The 18,448-nt window shown below is 64.5% G+C and carries 17 protein-coding genes; 11 read left to right on the top strand and 6 right to left on the bottom strand.

Annotated features, from left to right (window positions below):
* Positions 1-103: 103 nt before the first annotated feature.
* The 9 genes from KG104_RS09420 (at position 104) to KG104_RS09380 (ending at position 11,137) form a co-directional block, all read left to right on the top strand.
* Entirely contained in the window at positions 104-1,081 is a 978-nt protein-coding gene (locus tag KG104_RS09420) for an FKBP-type peptidyl-prolyl cis-trans isomerase (RefSeq protein WP_207346872.1), read from the top strand.
* Positions 1,082-1,135: 54 nt separating this feature from the next.
* Positions 1,136-1,531, top strand: coding sequence for an FKBP-type peptidyl-prolyl cis-trans isomerase (locus KG104_RS09415; RefSeq protein WP_104054257.1), 396 nt, complete (start codon positions 1,136-1,138; stop codon positions 1,529-1,531).
* Positions 1,532-1,663: 132 nt separating this feature from the next.
* Positions 1,664-3,697, top strand: a complete 2,034-nt coding sequence (locus tag KG104_RS09410; RefSeq protein WP_207346871.1) for a helix-turn-helix transcriptional regulator — start codon at positions 1,664-1,666, stop codon at positions 3,695-3,697.
* A gap of 62 nt (positions 3,698-3,759) precedes the next feature.
* Positions 3,760-4,098, top strand: a complete 339-nt coding sequence (locus KG104_RS09405; protein ID WP_207346870.1) for a hypothetical protein — start codon at positions 3,760-3,762, stop codon at positions 4,096-4,098.
* Between the two features lie 32 nt (positions 4,099-4,130).
* On the top strand, positions 4,131-4,439 hold the full coding sequence (gene tatA / locus KG104_RS09400; protein WP_207346869.1) for a Sec-independent protein translocase subunit TatA: 309 nt from the start codon (positions 4,131-4,133) through the stop codon (positions 4,437-4,439).
* A 5-nt stretch (positions 4,440-4,444) separates the two neighbouring features.
* Positions 4,445-5,272: a twin-arginine translocase subunit TatC gene (gene tatC, locus KG104_RS09395; protein WP_237688568.1), complete on the top strand. Its 828-nt coding sequence runs from the start codon at positions 4,445-4,447 to the stop codon at positions 5,270-5,272.
* A gap of 98 nt (positions 5,273-5,370) precedes the next feature.
* Positions 5,371-8,226 (top strand): DEAD/DEAH box helicase, encoded by a 2,856-nt coding sequence (locus KG104_RS09390; RefSeq protein ID WP_207346868.1) that lies wholly within the window; start codon positions 5,371-5,373, stop codon positions 8,224-8,226.
* 107 nt (positions 8,227-8,333) lie between these two features.
* The gene (locus KG104_RS09385) at positions 8,334-9,977 is read left to right on the top strand and encodes an amidohydrolase (protein WP_237686873.1); all 1,644 of its coding nucleotides are present in this window, start codon (positions 8,334-8,336) and stop codon (positions 9,975-9,977) included.
* 431 nt (positions 9,978-10,408) lie between these two features.
* Positions 10,409-11,137 (top strand): polyprenol monophosphomannose synthase, encoded by a 729-nt coding sequence (locus KG104_RS09380; protein WP_104161080.1) that lies wholly within the window; start codon positions 10,409-10,411, stop codon positions 11,135-11,137.
* Positions 11,138-11,225: 88 nt separating this feature from the next.
* On the opposite strand, the gene KG104_RS09375 is transcribed toward KG104_RS09380, so the two are convergent.
* The 4 genes from KG104_RS09375 to KG104_RS09360 form a co-directional block, all read right to left on the bottom strand.
* Positions 11,226-11,579: an RNA polymerase-binding protein RbpA gene (locus KG104_RS09375; protein WP_104054264.1), complete on the bottom strand. Its 354-nt coding sequence runs from the start codon at positions 11,577-11,579 to the stop codon at positions 11,226-11,228.
* Positions 11,580-11,866: 287 nt separating this feature from the next.
* Complete coding sequence (locus KG104_RS09370; protein WP_104161079.1) at positions 11,867-12,910, bottom strand: SPFH domain-containing protein; 1,044 nt, start codon at positions 12,908-12,910, stop codon at positions 11,867-11,869.
* A gap of 90 nt (positions 12,911-13,000) precedes the next feature.
* Complete coding sequence (locus KG104_RS09365; RefSeq protein WP_104054266.1) at positions 13,001-13,525, bottom strand: NfeD family protein; 525 nt, start codon at positions 13,523-13,525, stop codon at positions 13,001-13,003.
* 172 nt (positions 13,526-13,697) lie between these two features.
* Positions 13,698-14,546: a methyltransferase domain-containing protein gene (locus KG104_RS09360; RefSeq protein ID WP_207346832.1), complete on the bottom strand. Its 849-nt coding sequence runs from the start codon at positions 14,544-14,546 to the stop codon at positions 13,698-13,700.
* Positions 14,547-14,620: 74 nt separating this feature from the next.
* Between KG104_RS09360 and KG104_RS09355 the strand changes: the two genes are divergently transcribed.
* On the top strand, positions 14,621-16,675 hold the full coding sequence (locus KG104_RS09355; RefSeq protein ID WP_207346831.1) for a S9 family peptidase: 2,055 nt from the start codon (positions 14,621-14,623) through the stop codon (positions 16,673-16,675).
* Positions 16,676-16,681: 6 nt separating this feature from the next.
* Here the strand turns inward: KG104_RS09355 and KG104_RS09350 are convergent, their stop codons facing one another.
* Positions 16,682-17,305 carry a peptide deformylase gene (locus KG104_RS09350; RefSeq protein WP_104054269.1) on the bottom strand — a complete coding sequence of 208 codons (624 nt, stop codon included), beginning with the start codon at positions 17,303-17,305 and terminating at the stop codon, positions 16,682-16,684.
* A gap of 63 nt (positions 17,306-17,368) precedes the next feature.
* Between KG104_RS09350 and KG104_RS09345 the strand changes: the two genes are divergently transcribed.
* Entirely contained in the window at positions 17,369-17,923 is a 555-nt protein-coding gene (locus tag KG104_RS09345) for an SOUL family heme-binding protein (RefSeq protein ID WP_207346830.1), read from the top strand.
* Between the two features lie 86 nt (positions 17,924-18,009).
* On the opposite strand, the gene KG104_RS09340 is transcribed toward KG104_RS09345, so the two are convergent.
* The gene (locus KG104_RS09340) at positions 18,010-18,315 is read right to left on the bottom strand and encodes a DUF4193 domain-containing protein (RefSeq protein WP_104054271.1); all 306 of its coding nucleotides are present in this window, start codon (positions 18,313-18,315) and stop codon (positions 18,010-18,012) included.
* Positions 18,316-18,448: the final 133 nt, after the last annotated feature.

Below are 18,448 nucleotides of genomic sequence, written 5' to 3'. Positions count from 1 at the left end.
CGCACAGGGAGAAACGTTAGTCTTATCTCGACTGTCCGCGCCCAAAATCCGGCTCCGCCGGAAAAAGCGCGGGCCCCATCTGTCCACCACTGAAAGAAGTAGTGTGCGAAAAGTACTAGCCGTAAGTTTGTCCGCCCTGCTTTTCCTGTCCGCCTGCGGCACAGAGGAAGAGCAAAAATCCGCCGGACAGGCCGGAGTGTTTGACTCCGTGAAGGTCAAGGTCGAAGACGCGGAGACGGTTCCCGAAGTGGAGTTCGATGCTCCGCTGGACATCACCGAAAGTGCCGCCAAGGTTGTTCACATCGGTGACGGCGAAGAAGTAGCCGACGGCCAGAGCATCACCTTCAAGTTTGTGGCGCTGAACGCCGAAGATGCGAGCGTGCTGGGGGACACCTACTCACAGGCGGCCTCCACGCTGCCGGTCAATGACATGCTGAAGGAACAGGACCCGGTGCTCTACGAGGTCCTTCTGGGAGCCAAGGTTGGCTCCCAGATTGCCTACGCCTTCCCTGACGCCCAGGCCCAGGCCAGCGGTGCCGAGGACGCAGAGGAGCAGCCCACCCAGGTGATGGTGCTCAACGTCCTGAGCACCCAGGACACCGTTCCGATGCTGGACAAGGACGAGGCGGCCGCCCGAAACGCGGACGGCACGCTCCTGATGAGCCAGGATGAAGTTGCTGCCCTTGAAGGGGACGGCAAGCTCCCCAAGGTGACCTTCGGTGACGACGGCGTTCCCGCTGTGGAGATCCCCGAGGACGCCGTGGAACCTGAAAAGCTCATCGTGAAGGTGCTCGAAGAAGGCGAGGGCGCTGCCCTGACCGAGACCAGCACCGTCAAGGCCAACTACCTGGGCGTTGGCCTCCGCGACGGCGAGACCTTCGATTCCAGTTACGAGCAGGGCGAGGCAATTGAATTCCCGCTGGACGGCGTCATTTCCGGGTGGACCTACGGACTGTCCGGCCAGAAGGCCGGCGCCAAGGTGCTGCTGGTCATCCCGACAGAGCTCGCCTACGGCGATCCGGCCCAGAACGGCCCGTCCGGCCCGCTGGTGTTTGTCGTGGACATCGAGGAAGTCAAGTAGCGTTAGTAGCTGAACACAGCATCAACGCGGGAAACCGCCGCAGCGAGGAGCACCATGTCATTTGGAAAGCGTGAATACGACCGCCAGAAGCCGGAGATTGATTTTCCGGACCACGAGGCACCCACTGATCTCCTGATCGAAGACATCGTGGTGGGCGACGGCCGCGAGGCCAAGGCCGGAGACACCGTCTCCACCCACTACGTGGGAGTTGCCTTTTCCACGGGCGAGGAATTCGACGCCTCGTGGAACCGCGGCACCCCGCTGGACTTCAAGGTAGGAGTCGGCCAGGTCATCCAGGGCTGGGACCAGGGCCTGCTGGGCATGAAGGTCGGCGGCCGCCGCCGGTTGGAAATCCCCGCCTCCATGGCGTACGGAGACCGCGGTGCCGGTTCGGCCGTGGCACCCGGAGAGTCCCTGATCTTCGTGGTTGACCTGCTGGGCGTCCGCTAATCCGGAACCCCGTCTCGAGGCGGGTCGGCAGCTGCACTGCAGCTGCCGGCCCGCCTTTTTGGTTCCCGCACTTCTGCATCCGGAACCCTGTGCGGTCCGCATCGTCCGGCGGAGCGCGGTAGATTGGCTTCCGTGTCCGCCAACAGAACCGAACGCCTCCTTAACCTCGTGATTGCCCTGCTGTCCACCCGCCGGGGCTTCACGAAGCACGAACTTTTCGAAGAGATTGAGCTGTACAGCGAAGCGCCGTCCACTGCTGCCCGTGAAAAACTCTTCGACCGGGACAAGGCCTTCCTGCGGGAGCAGGGCATCCCCGTGGAGTCCTACAGCGAGGAAACGCTCTACGACCAGGACAATTCGGTCCGCCGCTACCGCATACGTGCTGATCAGTACCGTCTCCCCGGAGTACGTTTCACACCCGAAGAATCAGCGGTCCTTGCCCTGGCCGCCGGCATGTGGGAGCAGGCCTCCCTGGGGTCAGCGGCGGCACGGGCCCTGCGCAAGCTCCAGGCCCGCGGAGTGGAGGCCGAAGATGCTGCCGCCAGCGTGCTGCAGCCCCGGATCCGTACCAACGATCCGCATTTTGAGACGGTCTGGAAAGCCACCGTCACCCGTACGCCCATATCGTTTGGCTACCGCCCGGCGGACCGCATCCGCAGTGCCGTCGATACCCCAACGAAGCCCGTCCGGCGACGCAGCACCGTGCGCCATCTGCAGCCGTGGGGGATGGGCAGCCGGTTTGGCCACTGGTACGTCGTGGGATGGGATCTGGACCGGAAGGCCGAGCGTTTCTTTCGGCTCTCCCGCATGAGCGCACCGGTTACGCTCGGCGAAGGCAGTTATCAGGTTCCCGAAAGCTTCAGCATTGATGCGTCCCTGGCCTCGCTGGACTCGGTTTTTGCACCGGTTACGGCTGTGATCCGGGTCCGGGAGGGAGCGGCGGCGGAACTGCGCCTGCGGGCCGGCGCGGAACCGGCACCTGCGGAGCAGGCCGGCTGGGAAGAACTGACGCTGACGGTCCCCGACCTGGATGCACTGGCGGCTGACACAGCGGCTCTGGGAGCCCGGGCCGTTGCCGTCCACCCGCCCGAATTCCGTTCAGCTGTTGCTGAACTGCTTCGTCTGGCACTGGATGCACAGACCAAGCCCGTTCCTGCGTTCACCCTGGCCCGGCGCGCTCCCGCGCCGGCGGCCAGTTCAACGGCCGCGCAGAGCCATCTGACCCGTCTGCTGGATCTGGTGCCCTACGTGCTGGGGAATCAGGGCGCGGATCTGGAAGACACCGCACGCCGCTTTGGCGTCAGCCCGGCACAGCTGGCCACCGACCTGAACCTTCTCTTCGTGAGCGGGCCGCGCCATTACCCCAACGGGCTCATGGACGTGAATTTCGAAAACGGCTCCATTTTCATCGACAATGCCGACGACCTGTCCGAACCGGTCCGGCTGGGCATGGATGAAGCGGCAGCGCTGATGGTGGGGCTGGAAACGCTGGCGGCCCTGCCCGGCGTCGGTGAGTCCCCGGCGCTGGCCAGCGCCCTGGAAAAACTGAGCGTTGCCGCGGGGGAGTCCGCACAGGCCGGCAGCACCGTTGCCGCGCGCCTGGCCGAGCCCGACGGCAGCGCAGCGGTCCTGAACACCCTGCAGCAGGCCATTGCCGGCCACCGGCAGCTGGACCTGCGGTATCTTGTGCCCAGCCGGGACGAAGTGACGGACCGCACCGTGGATCCGCGCCGGCTCTTCTCCGTGAATGATCTCTGGTATCTGGAGGCGTGGTGCCACCGATCCGAAGGCGTGCGGAACTTCCGGGTGGACCGGATCCACCGGGTAACCGACAGCGGCCCGGCGTCCTGGCAGGCTCCGGCTGCCGACGCAGCCTTTCCGTCCGGCCTTTTCCGGCCGGGAGCGGAAGACGTCCTGGTCACCCTGATCACCGGGCCTTCCGCCAGTTGGGTGGAAAGCGCGTACGACGCCGTCCGGCGCGCCGATTTGCCCCGCGGCCGCAGCGCCGTGGAACTGCGGGTGGGCAATACCCGGTGGATACCGGGGTTCATCGCCCGGCAGGGAGGCAGCGTGGCTGTTGCCGCACCTCAGGAACTGCGCAGCGAAACCGCCGGGTGGCTGCGGGCGGCTCTGGAGAATTACGGGACGGACCCGCAGGGCAGGTAGCCCGTGGGTGACGTAGGGCCGGGAATGCCGGGGCTTGGGGTTTCCGGCACTATGCTGGAACTATGCCTTGGTGGTCCTGGATTTTGATATGGGCGGCGCTGATCGTCGCCGCTGCAGCCTTTTACGCCCTGGTTGGCTGGCGGATTTTCCGCAAACTGATGGCCACGCTGCGTGAAGCGGAGGGTGCCGTCTCGGCACTGGGGGTTGCAGTGCCCGCAGCGGTGGTGCCCGTGGCGGGAACGCCGGAGCAGGAACTTGGCATCTTCGATGATCCCATCCGTGCCAAGGCCCGCTACGAAGAAGGAAAAGAGTCGCGGAGGACCGGGCGCCGGGAGCGCCGGGTTGCCCGTCGCCTCGCCAACGGGCAGCCCCGCGCCCTGCGGGACTTCCCAGACCTCTGACGTAAACTGTCTCAAAACGAAAGGACACCGGCATGAACATTCAAGGCTGGCACATTGCAATTCTGGTCGTTCTGGCCATCCTTCTCTTCGGTGCGCCCAAGCTCCCCGGCCTGGCACGCAGCGTGGGGCAGTCCCTGCGAATCTTCAAGTCCGAAGTCCGTCAGATGCAGGATGAAAACAAGTCCGGCTCCACTGCCGAGGACCCGGTGGAGGGCCGCATCGTCAACAACCCTTCGGCCACCGGCACCCCTGCCAGCCCGGTTCCGCCGGCCACCCCCGGCACGCCCGCCAACCCGGCGACCGATCAGCGCCCTGCGGGTAACCCGCCCACCAGCCTGTAACGGCCGTGGCGCTGACCAAAGGGCGCAAAGCCAACCCGGAAGGGCGGATGGCCCTCAAGGACCATCTCCGTGAGGCCCGCAACCGCCTGTTCAAATCCGGCATCGCCGTGGTTTTGGGCACAGTGGCAGGTTTCTTCCTGTACATGCCGGCGTTCAACGCGCTCACCCGACCGGTCCTGGACGTAGGCAACGAAGACGGGCGGTTTGCCACGATCAACTTCGAAGGGGTGGCAACACCCTTCGACCAGATGATCCAGGTATCCGTCTTCCTCGGACTGCTGATGTCCTGCCCGGTATGGCTTTACCAGCTGTGGGCGTTCATTACGCCGGGACTGAAGACCAAGGAACGCCGCATGGCGCTGGGCTTCATGGCTGCGTCCGTACCCCTGTTCCTGGGCGGCGTGGCGCTGGCCTGGATCCTTCTGCCCAGTGCCATCGAGGTGCTCACCGGCTTCACCCCCGAGGGCAGCGCCAACGTGATCACAGCCAGTGTTTACCTGGCTTTCGTGCTTCGGCTCCTGCTGGCGTTTGGCATTGCATTCCTCATTCCCGTGGTGCTGGTGGGCCTGAACATGACCGGCATCCTGCCCGGCAAGCTCATCGTCAAGTACTGGCGGATCACCATCTTCCTGATCTGCGTCTTCGCTGCCATGGCGGCTCCGGGCGGCGACGCCCTCACCATGTTCTACATGGCTGCACCGCTGCTGCTGCTCTTTGGGCTGGCCGTTGGGATCTGCCTCATCAATGACAAGCGCCGTGCCAAAAGGAACGCTGCCCGCGAGGCGGCCGTCAGCGCCACCGTCGACACAGCAACACCGCTGGAGAACCTCTAGCACGGCTCAGCCGGGAACAGCAGGCAAGCGATTTCAGCCCAAGGCGGAGCAGGAGCCCTATGGCGCCGCAGCGGCCGCGCAGAGTCTAGTCTGGAAATATGACTTCCCCGTCGGAGCGGTACCTGGCCGCGAAAGAACGTTCCGAGCACTCCAAGACCCGTTTGGCAGTCTTTGAGCAGCAGCTTGGCTTTGACCTTGATCCCTTCCAATCAGAGGCCTGCCGGTCCGTCGAATCCGGCCGCGGTGTCCTGGTTGCGGCGCCGACCGGCGCCGGAAAAACCGTGGTGGGGGAGTTCGCCGTCTACATGGCCCTTGAACGCGGGCTGAAGGCGTTTTACACCACCCCGATCAAGGCCCTGAGTAACCAGAAATACCTCGAGCTGTCCGCGTCCTACGGATCCGAGCGCGTGGGACTGCTCACCGGTGACACCAGCATCAATCCCGATGCCGACGTCGTCGTCATGACCACCGAGGTCCTGCGCAACATGCTGTACTCCAATTCGTCCACACTGGATGAGCTGGGCTATGTGGTGATGGATGAGGTGCACTACCTGGCTGACAGGTTCCGCGGCGCGGTCTGGGAAGAGGTCATCATCCACCTAAGTTCGGACGTGCAGCTGGTGTCGCTGAGCGCCACGGTCTCGAACGCCGAGGAATTCGGCGCGTGGCTGGACACTGTCCGGGGGGACACCGATGTCGTGGTCTCCGAACACCGGCCCGTTCCGCTGTGGCAGCACGTCATGGTGGGCCGGGACATCATGGACCTCTTCGAAGCCGACGTCTCCTTCGACGAAGCTGCGGAACCCGAGCAGCCCGCCGGCGTCCAGGAACGGTACCGGGTGAACCCCGAACTGCTGGAGCTAGCCCGTGCCGAATCCCGGATCAACCAGCGCGGCCACGGCGGACACTGGGGAGGCTCGCGCGGTTCCTCACGCAACGGCCACCGCGACGCCTCCCGGCGCGGTCACTCCGGTCCGCCCATCAGCAGGATTCCGAAGGCTTCCCGTCCCGCGGTGATTTCCCAGCTGGACAAACGCGGACTGCTTCCGGCCATCACCTTCATCTTTTCCCGCAACGGCTGCGAAGGTGCAGTGCGCCAGTGCGTCGATTCCGGCCTTTGGCTGACCAGCGAGCCGGAACGGACCGCCATTGCACGCATTGTGGACGAAGCCAGCCAAGACATCCCCGAGGATGACTTGGAAGTCCTGGGATTCTGGACCTGGCGGGAAGGCCTGATCCGCGGATTTGCCGCCCACCACGCCGGCATGCTGCCCACCTTCAAGGAGGTGGTGGAACGGCTGTTTACCGCCGGGCTGGTCCGGGCGGTCTTTGCCACTGAAACCCTCGCCCTCGGCATCAATATGCCGGCCCGCACCGTTGTCTTGGAAAAGCTGGACAAGTTCAACGGCGAAGCCCACGTGGACATCACGGCGGGGGAGTACACCCAGCTCACGGGACGTGCCGGCCGCCGCGGCATCGACGTCGAAGGCCACGCCGTGGTGCTGTGGCAGCCCGGTACTGATCCGGCCGCTGTCGCAGGCCTGGCCTCCCGGCGGACCTACCCGCTGAACTCCAGCTTCCGCCCCACCTACAACATGAGTATCAACCTGATGGCCCAGTTCGGGCGGGAACGGTCCCGGGAAATCCTGGAATCCTCCTTCGCCCAATTCCAGGCCGACCGCTCCGTGGTGGGACTGGCCAAGCAGGTCCGCTCCCGGGAGGAATCCCTGGCCGGCTACGAAAAGGCCATGACCTGCCACCTGGGCGACTTCACAGAGTACGCAGCCCTGCGCCGGGAACTGTCCGACCTCGAGACACAGGCCTCAAAGACACGGGCCCGCGACCGCCGCTCCGCCGTGGCAGCATCCCTGGACGGGCTGGTGCCGGGCGACGTCATTCTGATTCCCGGCGGCCGGAACTCCGGCTACGCCGTGGTGCTGCCGCAGGAATCCTCACCAGGCCGCGAGGCACGAACCACAGTCCTGACCGAGGACAAGCAGGTCCGCCGAATCACCGCGCAGGAACTGGAAGGCGCGGTGGAAACGGTGTCACACATCCGAATTCCCAAATCCTTCAACTCACGGGTGACGAAGGACCGCCGGGACCTGGCTTCCTCGGTCCGCAACGCCCTGCATGAGCACCGTCCGCCGCGGGCTTCCACCAAGCGCGGCGGAGCCCTCCACGTTGGGGGCGCCAGCCGGCAGGAACAGGCCATCACCGAGCTGCGCCGGAAAATGCGGGCACATCCCTGCCACGGCTGCAGCGACCGGGAGAACCACGCACGCTGGGCCGAACGCTGGTGGAAACTGCGCCGCGAAACGGACAATTTGGTGGGCCAGATCCGCGGCCGCACCAACACCATCGCCAAGACCTTTGACCGTGTGTGCGATGTGTTGGGCCGGTACGGATATGTGGCTCCGGACGAAACCGGGCGCGTGGTGGTGACGCCGAACGGCCAGAAACTGCGCCGCATCTACGGCGAAAAGGACCTGCTGATAGCCCTGTCGCTGCAAAACGGGGCCTTTAACGACGTCGACGCCGCCGAGCTGGCAGCACTGGCCACCGCACTGGTGTACCAGGCAAAGCGCGAAGAGCGGGGGCTGCGTCCGAAGCTGCCCAGCATTTCTCTCGAGGTTGCCATGGATGTCATCATTCGCCAGTGGTCCCAGCTGACCGACCTGGAAGAGTCCGAACGGCTGCCCCAAACCGGTGAGCCGGACCTCGGCCTGGTGTGGCCCATGTACAAGTGGGCCAAGGGAAAGCACCTTCAGCTGGCCCTGAACGGCACCGAACTTGCTGCCGGAGACTTTGTCCGGTGGACCAAACAGGTGATTGACCTGCTCGACCAAATGGCCAAGGTGCCGGACCTGCCCGCAGGCCTGCGCCGGCGCTGCATTGACGCCATCGGGCTGATCCGCCGCGGCGTGGTCGCCTATTCGGCGGTCAGCGAGTAAACCCGATCCTCCCGCCCGCCGGCTTCCCCGGCGGGCACCCCTCCTCAACCGCGTCCGTTGCCGGTGTGAGCCAGAATAGTCCAGCACTACAGAAAACAGGTAAGTCTTTGAATGCCAATCCCGCCCCCAGCAGCCCGAAGCTGACGTTGTACCGCAACGGATCCGTCTACAGCGCCGCGGACCCGTTTGCCACAGCAATGCTGGTGGAAGGAGACACCGTCGCCTGGGTTGGATCCGAGCAGGCCGCCGCCTCGCTGCAGGACAGCCGCATGGACGTGGTTGATCTGGGCGGCGCACTCATCACGCCGGGTTTCGTGGACGCACATGCGCACATCACCGAAACCGGTGCAGCGCTCTCATCGCTTGACCTGACGAGCGCAGCCTCGCTCACCGAGCTCCTGGACCTGGTGGCCCAGGCGGCCGCCGGCACTGAAGGGCTGATTGTGGGTTACGGATGGGACGAGTCGTCCTGGCCCGAACGCAGGGTCCCCACCGCCGCAGAACTTGATGCCGCTTCGGGGTCCCGCCCCGTGTACCTTGCACGCACGGATGTGCACTGTGCCGTGGTTTCCGGAACCCTCGCAGCCGCGCTGAACCTGGCCGCTCACGACGGGTGGGACAACGGCTTTGTGGTGCGTGCAGCGCACACCTTGGCCCGAACCGCGTCCCGCTCCCTGGACCTTGCCCAGCGCTCCCGCTACCAGCAGGCTGCGCTGAAGCATGCCGCCGCGCACGGCATCATCGCCGTCACCGAGATGGCAGCCCCGCATATTTCTCCGGTGGAAGACCTGCGCCAGTTGATGGGGTTGGACGGATCGCTCGGTGCCGGCCCGCTGCCCGAGGTGCTGCCCTACTGGGGGCAGCTCGTCCAGTCCGAGTCAGAATTGGCCGAGGTCACGGCACCCTTCGAAGGCAGGCTGCGCGGCCTCGCCGGAGACCTGAACATGGACGGCTCCATCGGCGCCCGGACAGCAGCGCTGCGGACGCCCTACACTGATGCACCCGAGACCAGCGGCACCCTGTACCTGACCGCCGAACAGGCCGGACGCCATTTGGAGCTGGCAACCCGGGCAGGATTGCAGGGCGGTTTTCACGTTATCGGAGACGCCGGCCTGGACACGGTCCTTGCCGGGCTCCGAATCGCCGCGGAAGCTGTGGGGGAGGAGCAGATCCGCGCGTCCCACCACCGGTTGGAGCATGTGGAGATGGCCGACGACGCCGCCATCGCCGAGATGGTCCGCTACGGGGTCATTGCCAGCATGCAGCCGGGCTTCGATGCCGCCTGGGGCAGCAGCGGCGGACTCTATGAGCAGCGGCTGGGGGAGCGGAGCAGCTCCATGAACCGGTTTGCGTCCCTGCTCTCTGCCGGCGTCCTGGTCGCCCTGGGCTCCGACGGTCCGGTTATGCCGCTGGATCCCTGGTCTGCTGTCCGGGCTGCAGTTTTCCATTCCAATGCAGCGGAACGCATTTCCTCACGTGCCGCCTTCATCGGTCACACCCGGGCGGGATGGCGTGCCGCAGGATCGGGGAATTTCATGCTGGGGCAGCTGGCACCGGGCGCCCCCGCCTCCTATGCCGTGTGGGAGGTTGAAGAATTGATGGTCCAGACCCCTGAAGGCAAGGGTGCGGCGTGGAGCACTGATCCCCGAGCGGGAACCCCGCTGCTGCCGGCCCTGGATACAGCTCACCAGCCGCGCTGCCTGCTGACCGTGCACAACGGCACAGAACTCTACCGGTCAGTAGGTTTTTAGGATCTGCTTGCCGCAATCGACTCGGCGGCTCGCCCGCGTGACCTGCACTAACAAGTAAGAGCCCTAGTCAGAGGCTTGTTGACACATTCGTGACAACACGTAGGCTAGGGGAATCGCGGCGGGCCCTCGGGAAACTGAACCCGCCGTGCGCGCAAAATAATGCGTGCGAAGTGTTAAGCACTGCAGGTACAGAGTGCGCATCAGGGGCAGTTTCAGCCGTCAGTAGAAAACAGTTCCGGCCTCGGCCGGTTCTGGCCCGAAGGCGGATGAGGCTGCCCCTCTGCGTGCACCGGGGCAGGGTATGTGACCGGCACTGCACCGGCATTTGCAAGGGCGGGGCATGCGGGACCCATATACTGGGAAGTCTTGTCGGGGTAAGAACCCCAGTGGCTGCGTTCTTCGCGGCCTGTCCCCAATGAAAGGCAACCTGAGTGCGCGTCCTGACCATCATCCCGACCTACAACGAAATCGAATCGCTTCCCAAGACGCTTCAGCGGCTGCGGCTGGCGGTGCCGGATTCGGATGTGCTGATCGCGGACGATAACAGCCCCGACGGCACCGGCGCCTATGCGGATGAGATTGCCGCCAAGGACCCCCAGGTGCACGTTCTGCACCGGAAGGGCAAAGAGGGGCTCGGCGCCGCGTACATCGCCGGCTTCCGGTGGGGTCTGGAGCGGGACTACGACATCCTCGTTGAAATGGACGCCGACGGATCGCACAAGCCCGAGCAGCTGCCGTTGCTGCTGGCTGCTGCGGAAAGCGGCGCTGACCTGGTGATCGGTTCACGCTGGGTGCCGGGCGGCTCCGTCGTCAACTGGCCCCTGCACCGCAAGATCCTGTCCCGGGGCGGAAGCACCTATTCGCGCCTCATGCTGGGAATCGGAGTCCGCGACATCACGGCAGGTTTCCGGGCGTTCCGACGAACCACGCTGGAGAAGCTGGACCTCAGCGCCGTGGAGTCCGTGGGCTACGGCTTCCAGGTGGACATGACCTTCCGTGTCGCCCGGCTGGGACTTCGGATCCAGGAAGTTCCGATCACGTTTGTGGAGCGTGAATTCGGTGCTTCCAAGATGAGCGGCAACATCGTCTTTGAAGCCATCGCCAATGTCACGAAGTGGGGACTCGGCGCCCGCTGGAACAAGCTGACGCGCCGCGGCTAGGACCGGCTGATAACAGAAGAGGGAGGGCGGTTGCCGTACGGCAACCGCCCTCCCTCTTCTGTTAGGTCCGCACCAGCGGGCCGTGACCTTACTTCGAGGCTGAAGTGCGCTCTCCGCGCCGCTCCCGAAGGATGGTCAGACGATCCTGGAGAATCGTTTCCAGTTCCTCAATGCTGCGCCGTTCCAGCAGCATGTCCCAGTGGGTGCGCACCGGCTTGTCATTGCTGGTGTCCGGCTTCTCGCCGTCTACCAGGAGGGCTTCCTTACCGGTCTTGGATACCCATACCGGGGGAACGTCGGCCTCGGCGGCGAACGTCACGAATACCCGTTCGCCGTCCTCGCAGCGGTATTCCACCCGCTGGCGGGGAGCCGGCTCTACGCCGGATTCAGTCTCCATGCTCTGCGCGCCAAGGCGCATACCCCGCAGGCTGCGATCGCTCATCTTTTCTCCCTCTTCAGTCCGAAGGATCCCGGAGGATCCATCTGTAGTGCTGTTGGTACCGTTCCGCCCCGGTACCGTCAAAAGTTTGTGCCGCACGCCGGCTTGGACGCGTTCGGAGCGTTCGAACCGATGTGCCGTCCCGAAGGCGGCCCACTGGAGTCAACGCGGATGACGTGCGGAATGTTCCGTCACGTTGTCCGCGGGGTGTCTCCAGAGGCGGGCCAAAGGGAAGACCCCGGCAAACAACCAATTATACCGGGCGCCGGCGCTTTGCCGTAACCGCCTGGTTAGAGAGCGGCGTCGGGGGAGTCAGCAAGGGTGGGAGAGGCCGGAGAGGTTGCAGCGACCGGAGCCGTCTTGGCGGCTGCCGTGCCGTCACCGGCGGGAGCAGTGTGTCCGGTGCCGTTCGACGTCCCGTTCGACGAGCCGTTGGCAGAGAAGCTGTCCGGCACATAATTACCCAGAGCACTGCCCACGCCCTTGAGCGCTTCACCCAGCTCGCTGGGAATGATCCACATCTTGTTGGAGGTTCCCTCAGCCAGCTTCGGCAGAGTCTGCAGGTACTGGTAGGCCAGGAGCTTCTGGTCCGGATTCCCCTTATGGATGGCCTCGAAAACCTTGGCGATAGCCTGTGATTCACCGTCGGCCCGGAGGATATCAGCCTTGGCATCACCTTCGGCGGCAAGGATGGCTGCCTGCCGGCGGCCTTCCGCGTTCAGGATCTGTGCCTGCTTGGTACCTTCGGCCGTCAGAATGGTGGCACGGCGTTCACGCTCGGCGCGCATCTGCTTTTCCATGGAGTCCTGGATCGACAGGGGCGGTTCAATGGCCTTGAGCTCAACACGGGAAACACGGATGCCCCAGCGGCCGGTCGCCTCGTCGAGGACGCCGCGCAGCTGGCCGTTGATGCGGTCACGCGAGGTCAGCGCCTCTTCCAGGTTCAGGCCGCCGACGACGTTGCGCAGCGTGGTGGTGGTGAGCTGCTCGACAGCATGGATGTAGTTGGCAATCTCGTAGGTGGCGGCGCGCGGATCGGTGACCTGGAAGTAGACGACGGTGTCGATGGACACCACCAGGCTGTCTTCAGTGATTACCTGCTGCGGCGGGAAGGAGACGACCTGTTCACGGAGGTCCAGCAGCGGCAGCAGCCGGTCCACGAACGGAATGAGGATGGTTAGGCCCGGGTTTAGCGTCCGCTGGTACTTTCCCAGCCGTTCAACGACGCCGGCGCGTGCCTGCGGAATGATCTTGACCGATTTCACCAGGATGACCAGGACAAAAATTATCAGGACAGCCAGAATGATGATGAGGCCGGTTGCTCCGGAACTCATATTCCCCCTTCAGGTTTTGGCCTGCCCGTACGGGCAGGCCTGGTTTTCTGTCGGCGGCATCTGCCGCCGGAATCTTGAGTTGCTTGTGCCTTAGCGCTGGACTCCGGGGTCTTCTGTTGATTCCCCGTCGGAACTGGTGTCGGTGGCATGCGCACCGCCGGGAGCAGCCACGACGACGGCGGTGGCTCCGTCAATGCGGGTCACCAGCGCCGGTGCGCCGGCAGTGAGGCTGGAACCGTCCGGAGTGCGGGCTGTCCAGATGTCGCCGCCGATCTTGACCGTCCCTGCGGACCCGGACACGGTTTCAAGGGTGACCGCGGGCTCGCCGATGAGCCGGTCGATGTTGGACCGCCGGTCCTTGGGGCCGCGTTCCAGATGTTTCAGCGCTATGGGCCGGACAAGGACGATCATCAGCAGCGCCACAATGCAGAAAACCACCACCTGCAGGAACAGGGGCGCACCAAATACGGCTGCCATCATGGCGGCGAGGGCGCCCACGGACAGCATGGCGAAGAACAGGTCCAGCGTCAGCGTTTCAATGGCGGCCAGGGCCAGGAAAAGTACCAGCCAAACGGCCCAGCCGTAGTCGAGCATCCATTGGTATACGTCCTGCATGTCAGTCCCCTTCGGCTCCGCCGGATGCGGTACAGCGGCGGTTGGAGTGTACGGGCGGTGTTGCCCATTGTGCCTGATGCGGCCGGATTAAGTCCGGTGGACACCGTTTGATGGGTATAACGTTTGGGTGCCGCTTTCCGTGTCAGCCATCATAGTGCCGCAGCACGGGGTGTCAGGCGGCGCGGAACAGTTGCAGTGAGAAGGAAGCAGTCACCGGGATGGATTCCGGGAGTTCCGCCAAATTGTTCCTGAGCAAGTCCCGGTCCAGGTGCCGGGCCGAAGGCCCCATGAGGGCGACATTGCGAATGTCCGCCGCGCTGAGGTCCATGGAGTATGTGCAGTGCCGGGTCTGCTCCGCCCGGAAGTGGTCCTTGACCGCCGCCGCTACCCGGGTCTCCTTCTCGTCGCCGATGTCCAGCATCCCGGCCAAACTGCGGATTTCCTGCAGATGCTCCGGCTGCGGCGTGACAACGGCCAGGATCCCGTTCCCGGCCAGGACGCGGCGGAACTCCGGAACATTGCGCGGTGCAAACACATTAAGGACTGCATCCACTGACGCGTCACCGAGCGGAAGAGGGCGCCACACATCCCAGACAAGGCAGGTGGCCGCCGGCAGCGCCCGGGCCGCCCGGCGAAGGGCGAACTTTGAGATGTCCAGTGCCACTGCAGCGGTGCCGGGAAGGGCCTGGCTTACAGTGCCGAGGTAGTAGCCTGTGCCGGCGCCGGCATCGAGAACTGTCCGTGCAGCCGGAACCGCATCCGCAACCATTCGGGCTAATTCCTGCGCCATGGGGCGGTAGTGGGCGGCTGCAAGGAAATCCACCCGCGCCTGCACCATTTCTGCTGTATCGGCAGCGAATTTTGTGCCGCTGCCTGTCAGCAGGTTGAAGTAGCCCTGGCGTGCGGCGTCGTAGCGGTGCCCGCCGGGACAGGTGAGGCTGTGTTCCTGGTCCGTCTCCGCAGAAGACAGCAGCCCGCGGCAGACCGGGCACAGCAGCAGGGGAGGCGTTGCAGAAGGCATCCTTCTATCTTAGGTGCGGTCCGGGACGTGCTTACCTCACGTCCGGGACCGGCATCGGTAGTAGGCTCAAGCGCGTGAAACCATGTGATCTGGATCTCCTGACCTCCGTCTCTGCTCCTACCATTCATCCGGACGGCACGCACGCCGTGGTGTCTGCCACCAGACCCGATTTCGCGGCCGACGCCTACGTGGGCCAACTCTGGTCTGTGCCTCTGGGCGGCGGAGGCACGCCGCGGCGCCTGACCAGAGGTTTTTCCGACACCCAGCCGCAGGTTTCACCCGACGGGAATATGCTCGCTTTCCTGCGTTCGGCCCCCGGGAACAAGCCGCAGGTCTTCACGGTTCCGGCGGCGGGAGGTGAGCCTGTGCAGCTTACCGATGCCAAAATGGGCGTGACCTGGTTCCGCTTTTCCCCGAATTCCGCCCAGATGGTGTTCACCTCAAGGGTTCCCGTTCACGGCAGGTACGGAACGGTCGACGGCGTCGCCGCAGGCGCGGAGGATCCGCGCCTGATCAGCAGCTTCAAATACCGGGCAAACGGTGCCGGCTACACAGTGGACAAACGGATGCAGGCTTTTCTGCTCGACGTGCCGGCACTGGATGCCGAGCCGTGGATTGAGCCTGCGGGGCGGGTGAAGGAATCCCTCGGCGAGAATGCCGCTGCCGGCCGGTTCCCTGTTGCCCGGCAGCTCACGAACGCCGAAGCCGATACTTCCGCACCTGTTTTCTCGGCAGACGGCAAGCGCATTCTGTTTACCTCGTCGCTTCATGACACCGCTGATGAGGACCTGGTATCCGACGTCTACTCCCTCGAACTGTCCGGCGGAGAGCCGGAACGTCTCACCAACCCGGGCGGTGCGGTCTCTCTGGGTGCCACGTCCCCGACACCGAGCGACGACGGTGAATGGCTGTTCTTCCTGGCCTCGGAGCTTTCCGCGTCCGGCACTGATTTCGTGGCCCGCAACACCTCGCTGTACGTCGTGCCGTCGGACGGTTCGGCACCTGCCCGCCGGCTCACCGAGCCGGAGGCCATCGACCTGGCGGAGGGCGGCATCGTTCCCGCCGGGGGTTCAGCGGTTCTGGTTTTCAACCGAACCCGGGGCAGCGTGGAGCTGCTGCGGGTTGATGCCCAAGGCGAACAGGAGGTGCTTGTTACCGGTCCCCGCGTAATCCAGGGCGCAGCGGCAGCTGCAGGCGCCGTCGTCGTCAGCTATGCCGATGCGCGGACCATGGGAGACGCGGCCGTGCTGGACACGGGAGGGCTCCGGACACTGACGGATTTCTCCGCACCGCTGCGTTCGCAAACGCGGCTGGCGCCTCTGGCGGAGCAGACGCATCCGTCCCGGGACGGTTACCCGGTACACGGCTGGGTGGCCCTGCCCGAAGGCCCCGGCCCGCATCCGGTGCTGCTGAACATCCACGGCGGACCGTTCGCCCAGTTTGACTGTGCCTACTTCGACGAAGCGCAGGCCTACGCAGCCGCCGGTTACGCGGTGGTCCAGTGCAACCCGCGCGGATCGGCCGGGTACGGGCAGGAACACGGCCGGGTGATCAAGGAAGCCATGGGAACCGTGGACTTGGATGACGTCCTGTCCTTCCTGGAAGGGGTGCTCCGGGACCATCCGGAACTGGACAGTGAACGGTTGGGAGTGATGGGCGGATCCTACGGCGGCTACCTCAGCGCATGGACCATCGCCAATGACCACAGGTTCACCGCCGCCATTGTGGAACGCGGGTTCCTGGATCCGCTGTCCTTCATCGGCTCTGCCGATATTGGATGGTTCTTCAGCGCCGCCTACACCGGTGGGGACCCTGCCAAAGTCCTGGCGCAAAGCCCGATGGCCGGGGTGGGAGACGTCCGGACGCCCACCCTGGTCATCCATTCAGAAGAGGATTTGCGCTGTCCGGTGGAGCAGGCACAGCGTTATTACACGGCATTGAAGCAGCACGGGGTTACCACGGAACTGTTGCTGTTTCCGGGCGAGAACCACGAGCTCTCCCGTGCAGGAACTCCCTGGCACCGGAGGCAGCGTTTTGAGCACATCCTGCGCTGGTGGGCACAGTGGCTGCCGACGCCGGGGAACCCGGGGGAGGAGCCGGCCGGACCGGCGGACGCCGTCGGCCTCTAGACGCGCCTAGAAGCCCAACCCGCGCCGGGCCTCGTCGATGGAGGGCGAGGCCCAGCGGCGCAGGTATTCCGCGTTGCTGCACAATGAGCGGGTCAGGACCTTGTCGACGTACACCGTGCCGCCCAGATGGTCCGTTTCATGCTGAACAATCCGTGCCTGCCAGCCCTGGAAGGTCCGTTCCACGGAAGCCCCGCCGGTATCGGTGTATTGCAGGGAAACGGACCGGAACCGCGGAACAACGCCCTGGTAGCCGTTGAAGGACAGACAGCCCTCGTAAAACTCAACGGTTTCGGGCCCGGCCGGTTGGTAGGCCGGATTGATAATCGTGAAGAAGGCCAGGGGGAGACGTTCACGCAGATCGGTGAGCTCGGGATCCTCGAAGGTGTCTTCCAGCACTGCCACCTGCAGCGGGATGCCCAGCTGCGGGGCGGCAAGGCCCACCCCGGGGGCAGCGTGCATAACCCGGCGCATCAGAGAAATGAAGGCAGCCAGTTCACCGTCGTCGAGCTGGCCGTCGTAGGGGAGTGCGGGCTGTCGAAGGGCCGGATGGCCCAACTGTACGATCGGCGGCAGATCCGTTTCCAGCAGGGGCAGGACAAGATCGCGGATGAGTGAAGTTTCTGTGGGCACCGCCCCATCCTAGTTGCTTCCACCATTCTCACGGCGGCAGTGCCCCGGTAAGCTCGGGCCACCATGACAGAACAGCAGCCATATCAAGTCCTGGCGGTTCTCCCCGGCTTCGAGCTGCGGAACTACCCAGCCCATCTGGTGGCACAGGTAACAGTCCATTCGTCTATTGAAGCGGCGGGCAACACTGCGTTCCGATACCTGTTCGGCTACATCAGCGGGAAGAATCGGTCCAACCCTTCGGATCCGTCGCAGGACCCCGCGATTCATTCGACGCCGGTGAAGATCCCCATGACCGCGCCGGTGGTATTGCATCCTCAGGCCCTGGACGAGACATACACCGTGGCCTTTGTGCTTCCGGAAACTCTGTCCACTGATACGGCCCCTGACCCGGATGATCCCGCCGTGACCATTGTCGCGATGCCGGAAAGCCGGGGAGCGGCAGCCTCGTTTTCGGGCCGATGGACGTCACGCAACTATCTGGACCACGCCGCGGCGCTGGGGGAGGCGGTCAGTGCCGCGGGTTTGACTCCGCTGGGGCTGCCGCGCTTCGCCCTGTTTGACCCGCCGTACAGGCCGTGGTTCCTACGCCGGAACGAAGTGGTCCAAACCGTGGAGTGAACACGCGGCGCGGCGGGCAAAAAAATACCCGGTTTGGATGCCACGGCAACGCCGTAGACTTCCAAACCGGGCCAGATGCGGAAGAGTTAGCCTTCGCAGTCCACGCAGTACTTGTCGCCGTTCTTTTCCTTGGCGATCTGTGAGCGGTGGCGTACCAGGAAGCAGGACATGCAGGTGAACTCGTCAGCCTGTGCCGGGACAACCTTGATGAGCAGTTCTTCGCCGGACAAATCCGCACCGGGAAGTTCAAAACCGTCGATGGCATCCGTTTCGTCAGCGACGTCGCGAACGGCCGTCATGGCGCCGCCGCGCTGCTGTGCTTTCAGCCCTTCAAGGGAGTCGCTTGGACGGTCTTCTTCCTTGACGCGCGGAGCATCGTAATCAGTAGCCATTTGTTGTGCTTTTCTCCTGAAATTTGGGGGGTTAGGCGTAGATCATATAGCGATGAGGGTTGATTTCACCAACTGGGAATGAAAACGGCCATGATAGGCCCTACGGCGCCCCGGGGGAAGTGACCTGTACCCT

Source organism: Arthrobacter sunyaminii (genome assembly GCF_018866305.1).
Lineage (GTDB): Bacteria > Actinomycetota > Actinomycetes > Actinomycetales > Micrococcaceae > Arthrobacter_B > Arthrobacter_B sunyaminii.
This window is presented reverse-complemented; position numbering and strand designations above follow the sequence as displayed.

What these genes read in the sequence shown, in the direction of transcription:
- KG104_RS09390 (WP_207346868.1), top strand. Translation starts at nt 5,371, where the DNA reads ATGACTTCCCCGTCGGAGCGGTACCTGGCCGCGAAAGAACGTTCCGAG.
- KG104_RS09375 (WP_104054264.1), bottom strand. Translation starts at nt 11,579, where the DNA reads ATGAGCGATCGCAGCCTGCGGGGTATGCGCCTTGGCGCGCAGAGCATG.
- KG104_RS09415 (WP_104054257.1), top strand. Translation starts at nt 1,136, where the DNA reads ATGTCATTTGGAAAGCGTGAATACGACCGCCAGAAGCCGGAGATTGAT.
- tatA (WP_207346869.1), top strand. Translation starts at nt 4,131, where the DNA reads ATGAACATTCAAGGCTGGCACATTGCAATTCTGGTCGTTCTGGCCATC.
- KG104_RS09370 (WP_104161079.1), bottom strand. Translation starts at nt 12,910, where the DNA reads ATGAGTTCCGGAGCAACCGGCCTCATCATCATTCTGGCTGTCCTGATA.
- KG104_RS09340 (WP_104054271.1), bottom strand. Translation starts at nt 18,315, where the DNA reads ATGGCTACTGATTACGATGCTCCGCGCGTCAAGGAAGAAGACCGTCCA.
- KG104_RS09360 (WP_207346832.1), bottom strand. Translation starts at nt 14,546, where the DNA reads ATGCCTTCTGCAACGCCTCCCCTGCTGCTGTGCCCGGTCTGCCGCGGG.
- KG104_RS09345 (WP_207346830.1), top strand. Translation starts at nt 17,369, where the DNA reads ATGACAGAACAGCAGCCATATCAAGTCCTGGCGGTTCTCCCCGGCTTC.
- KG104_RS09365 (WP_104054266.1), bottom strand. Translation starts at nt 13,525, where the DNA reads ATGCAGGACGTATACCAATGGATGCTCGACTACGGCTGGGCCGTTTGG.
- KG104_RS09405 (WP_207346870.1), top strand. Translation starts at nt 3,760, where the DNA reads ATGCCTTGGTGGTCCTGGATTTTGATATGGGCGGCGCTGATCGTCGCC.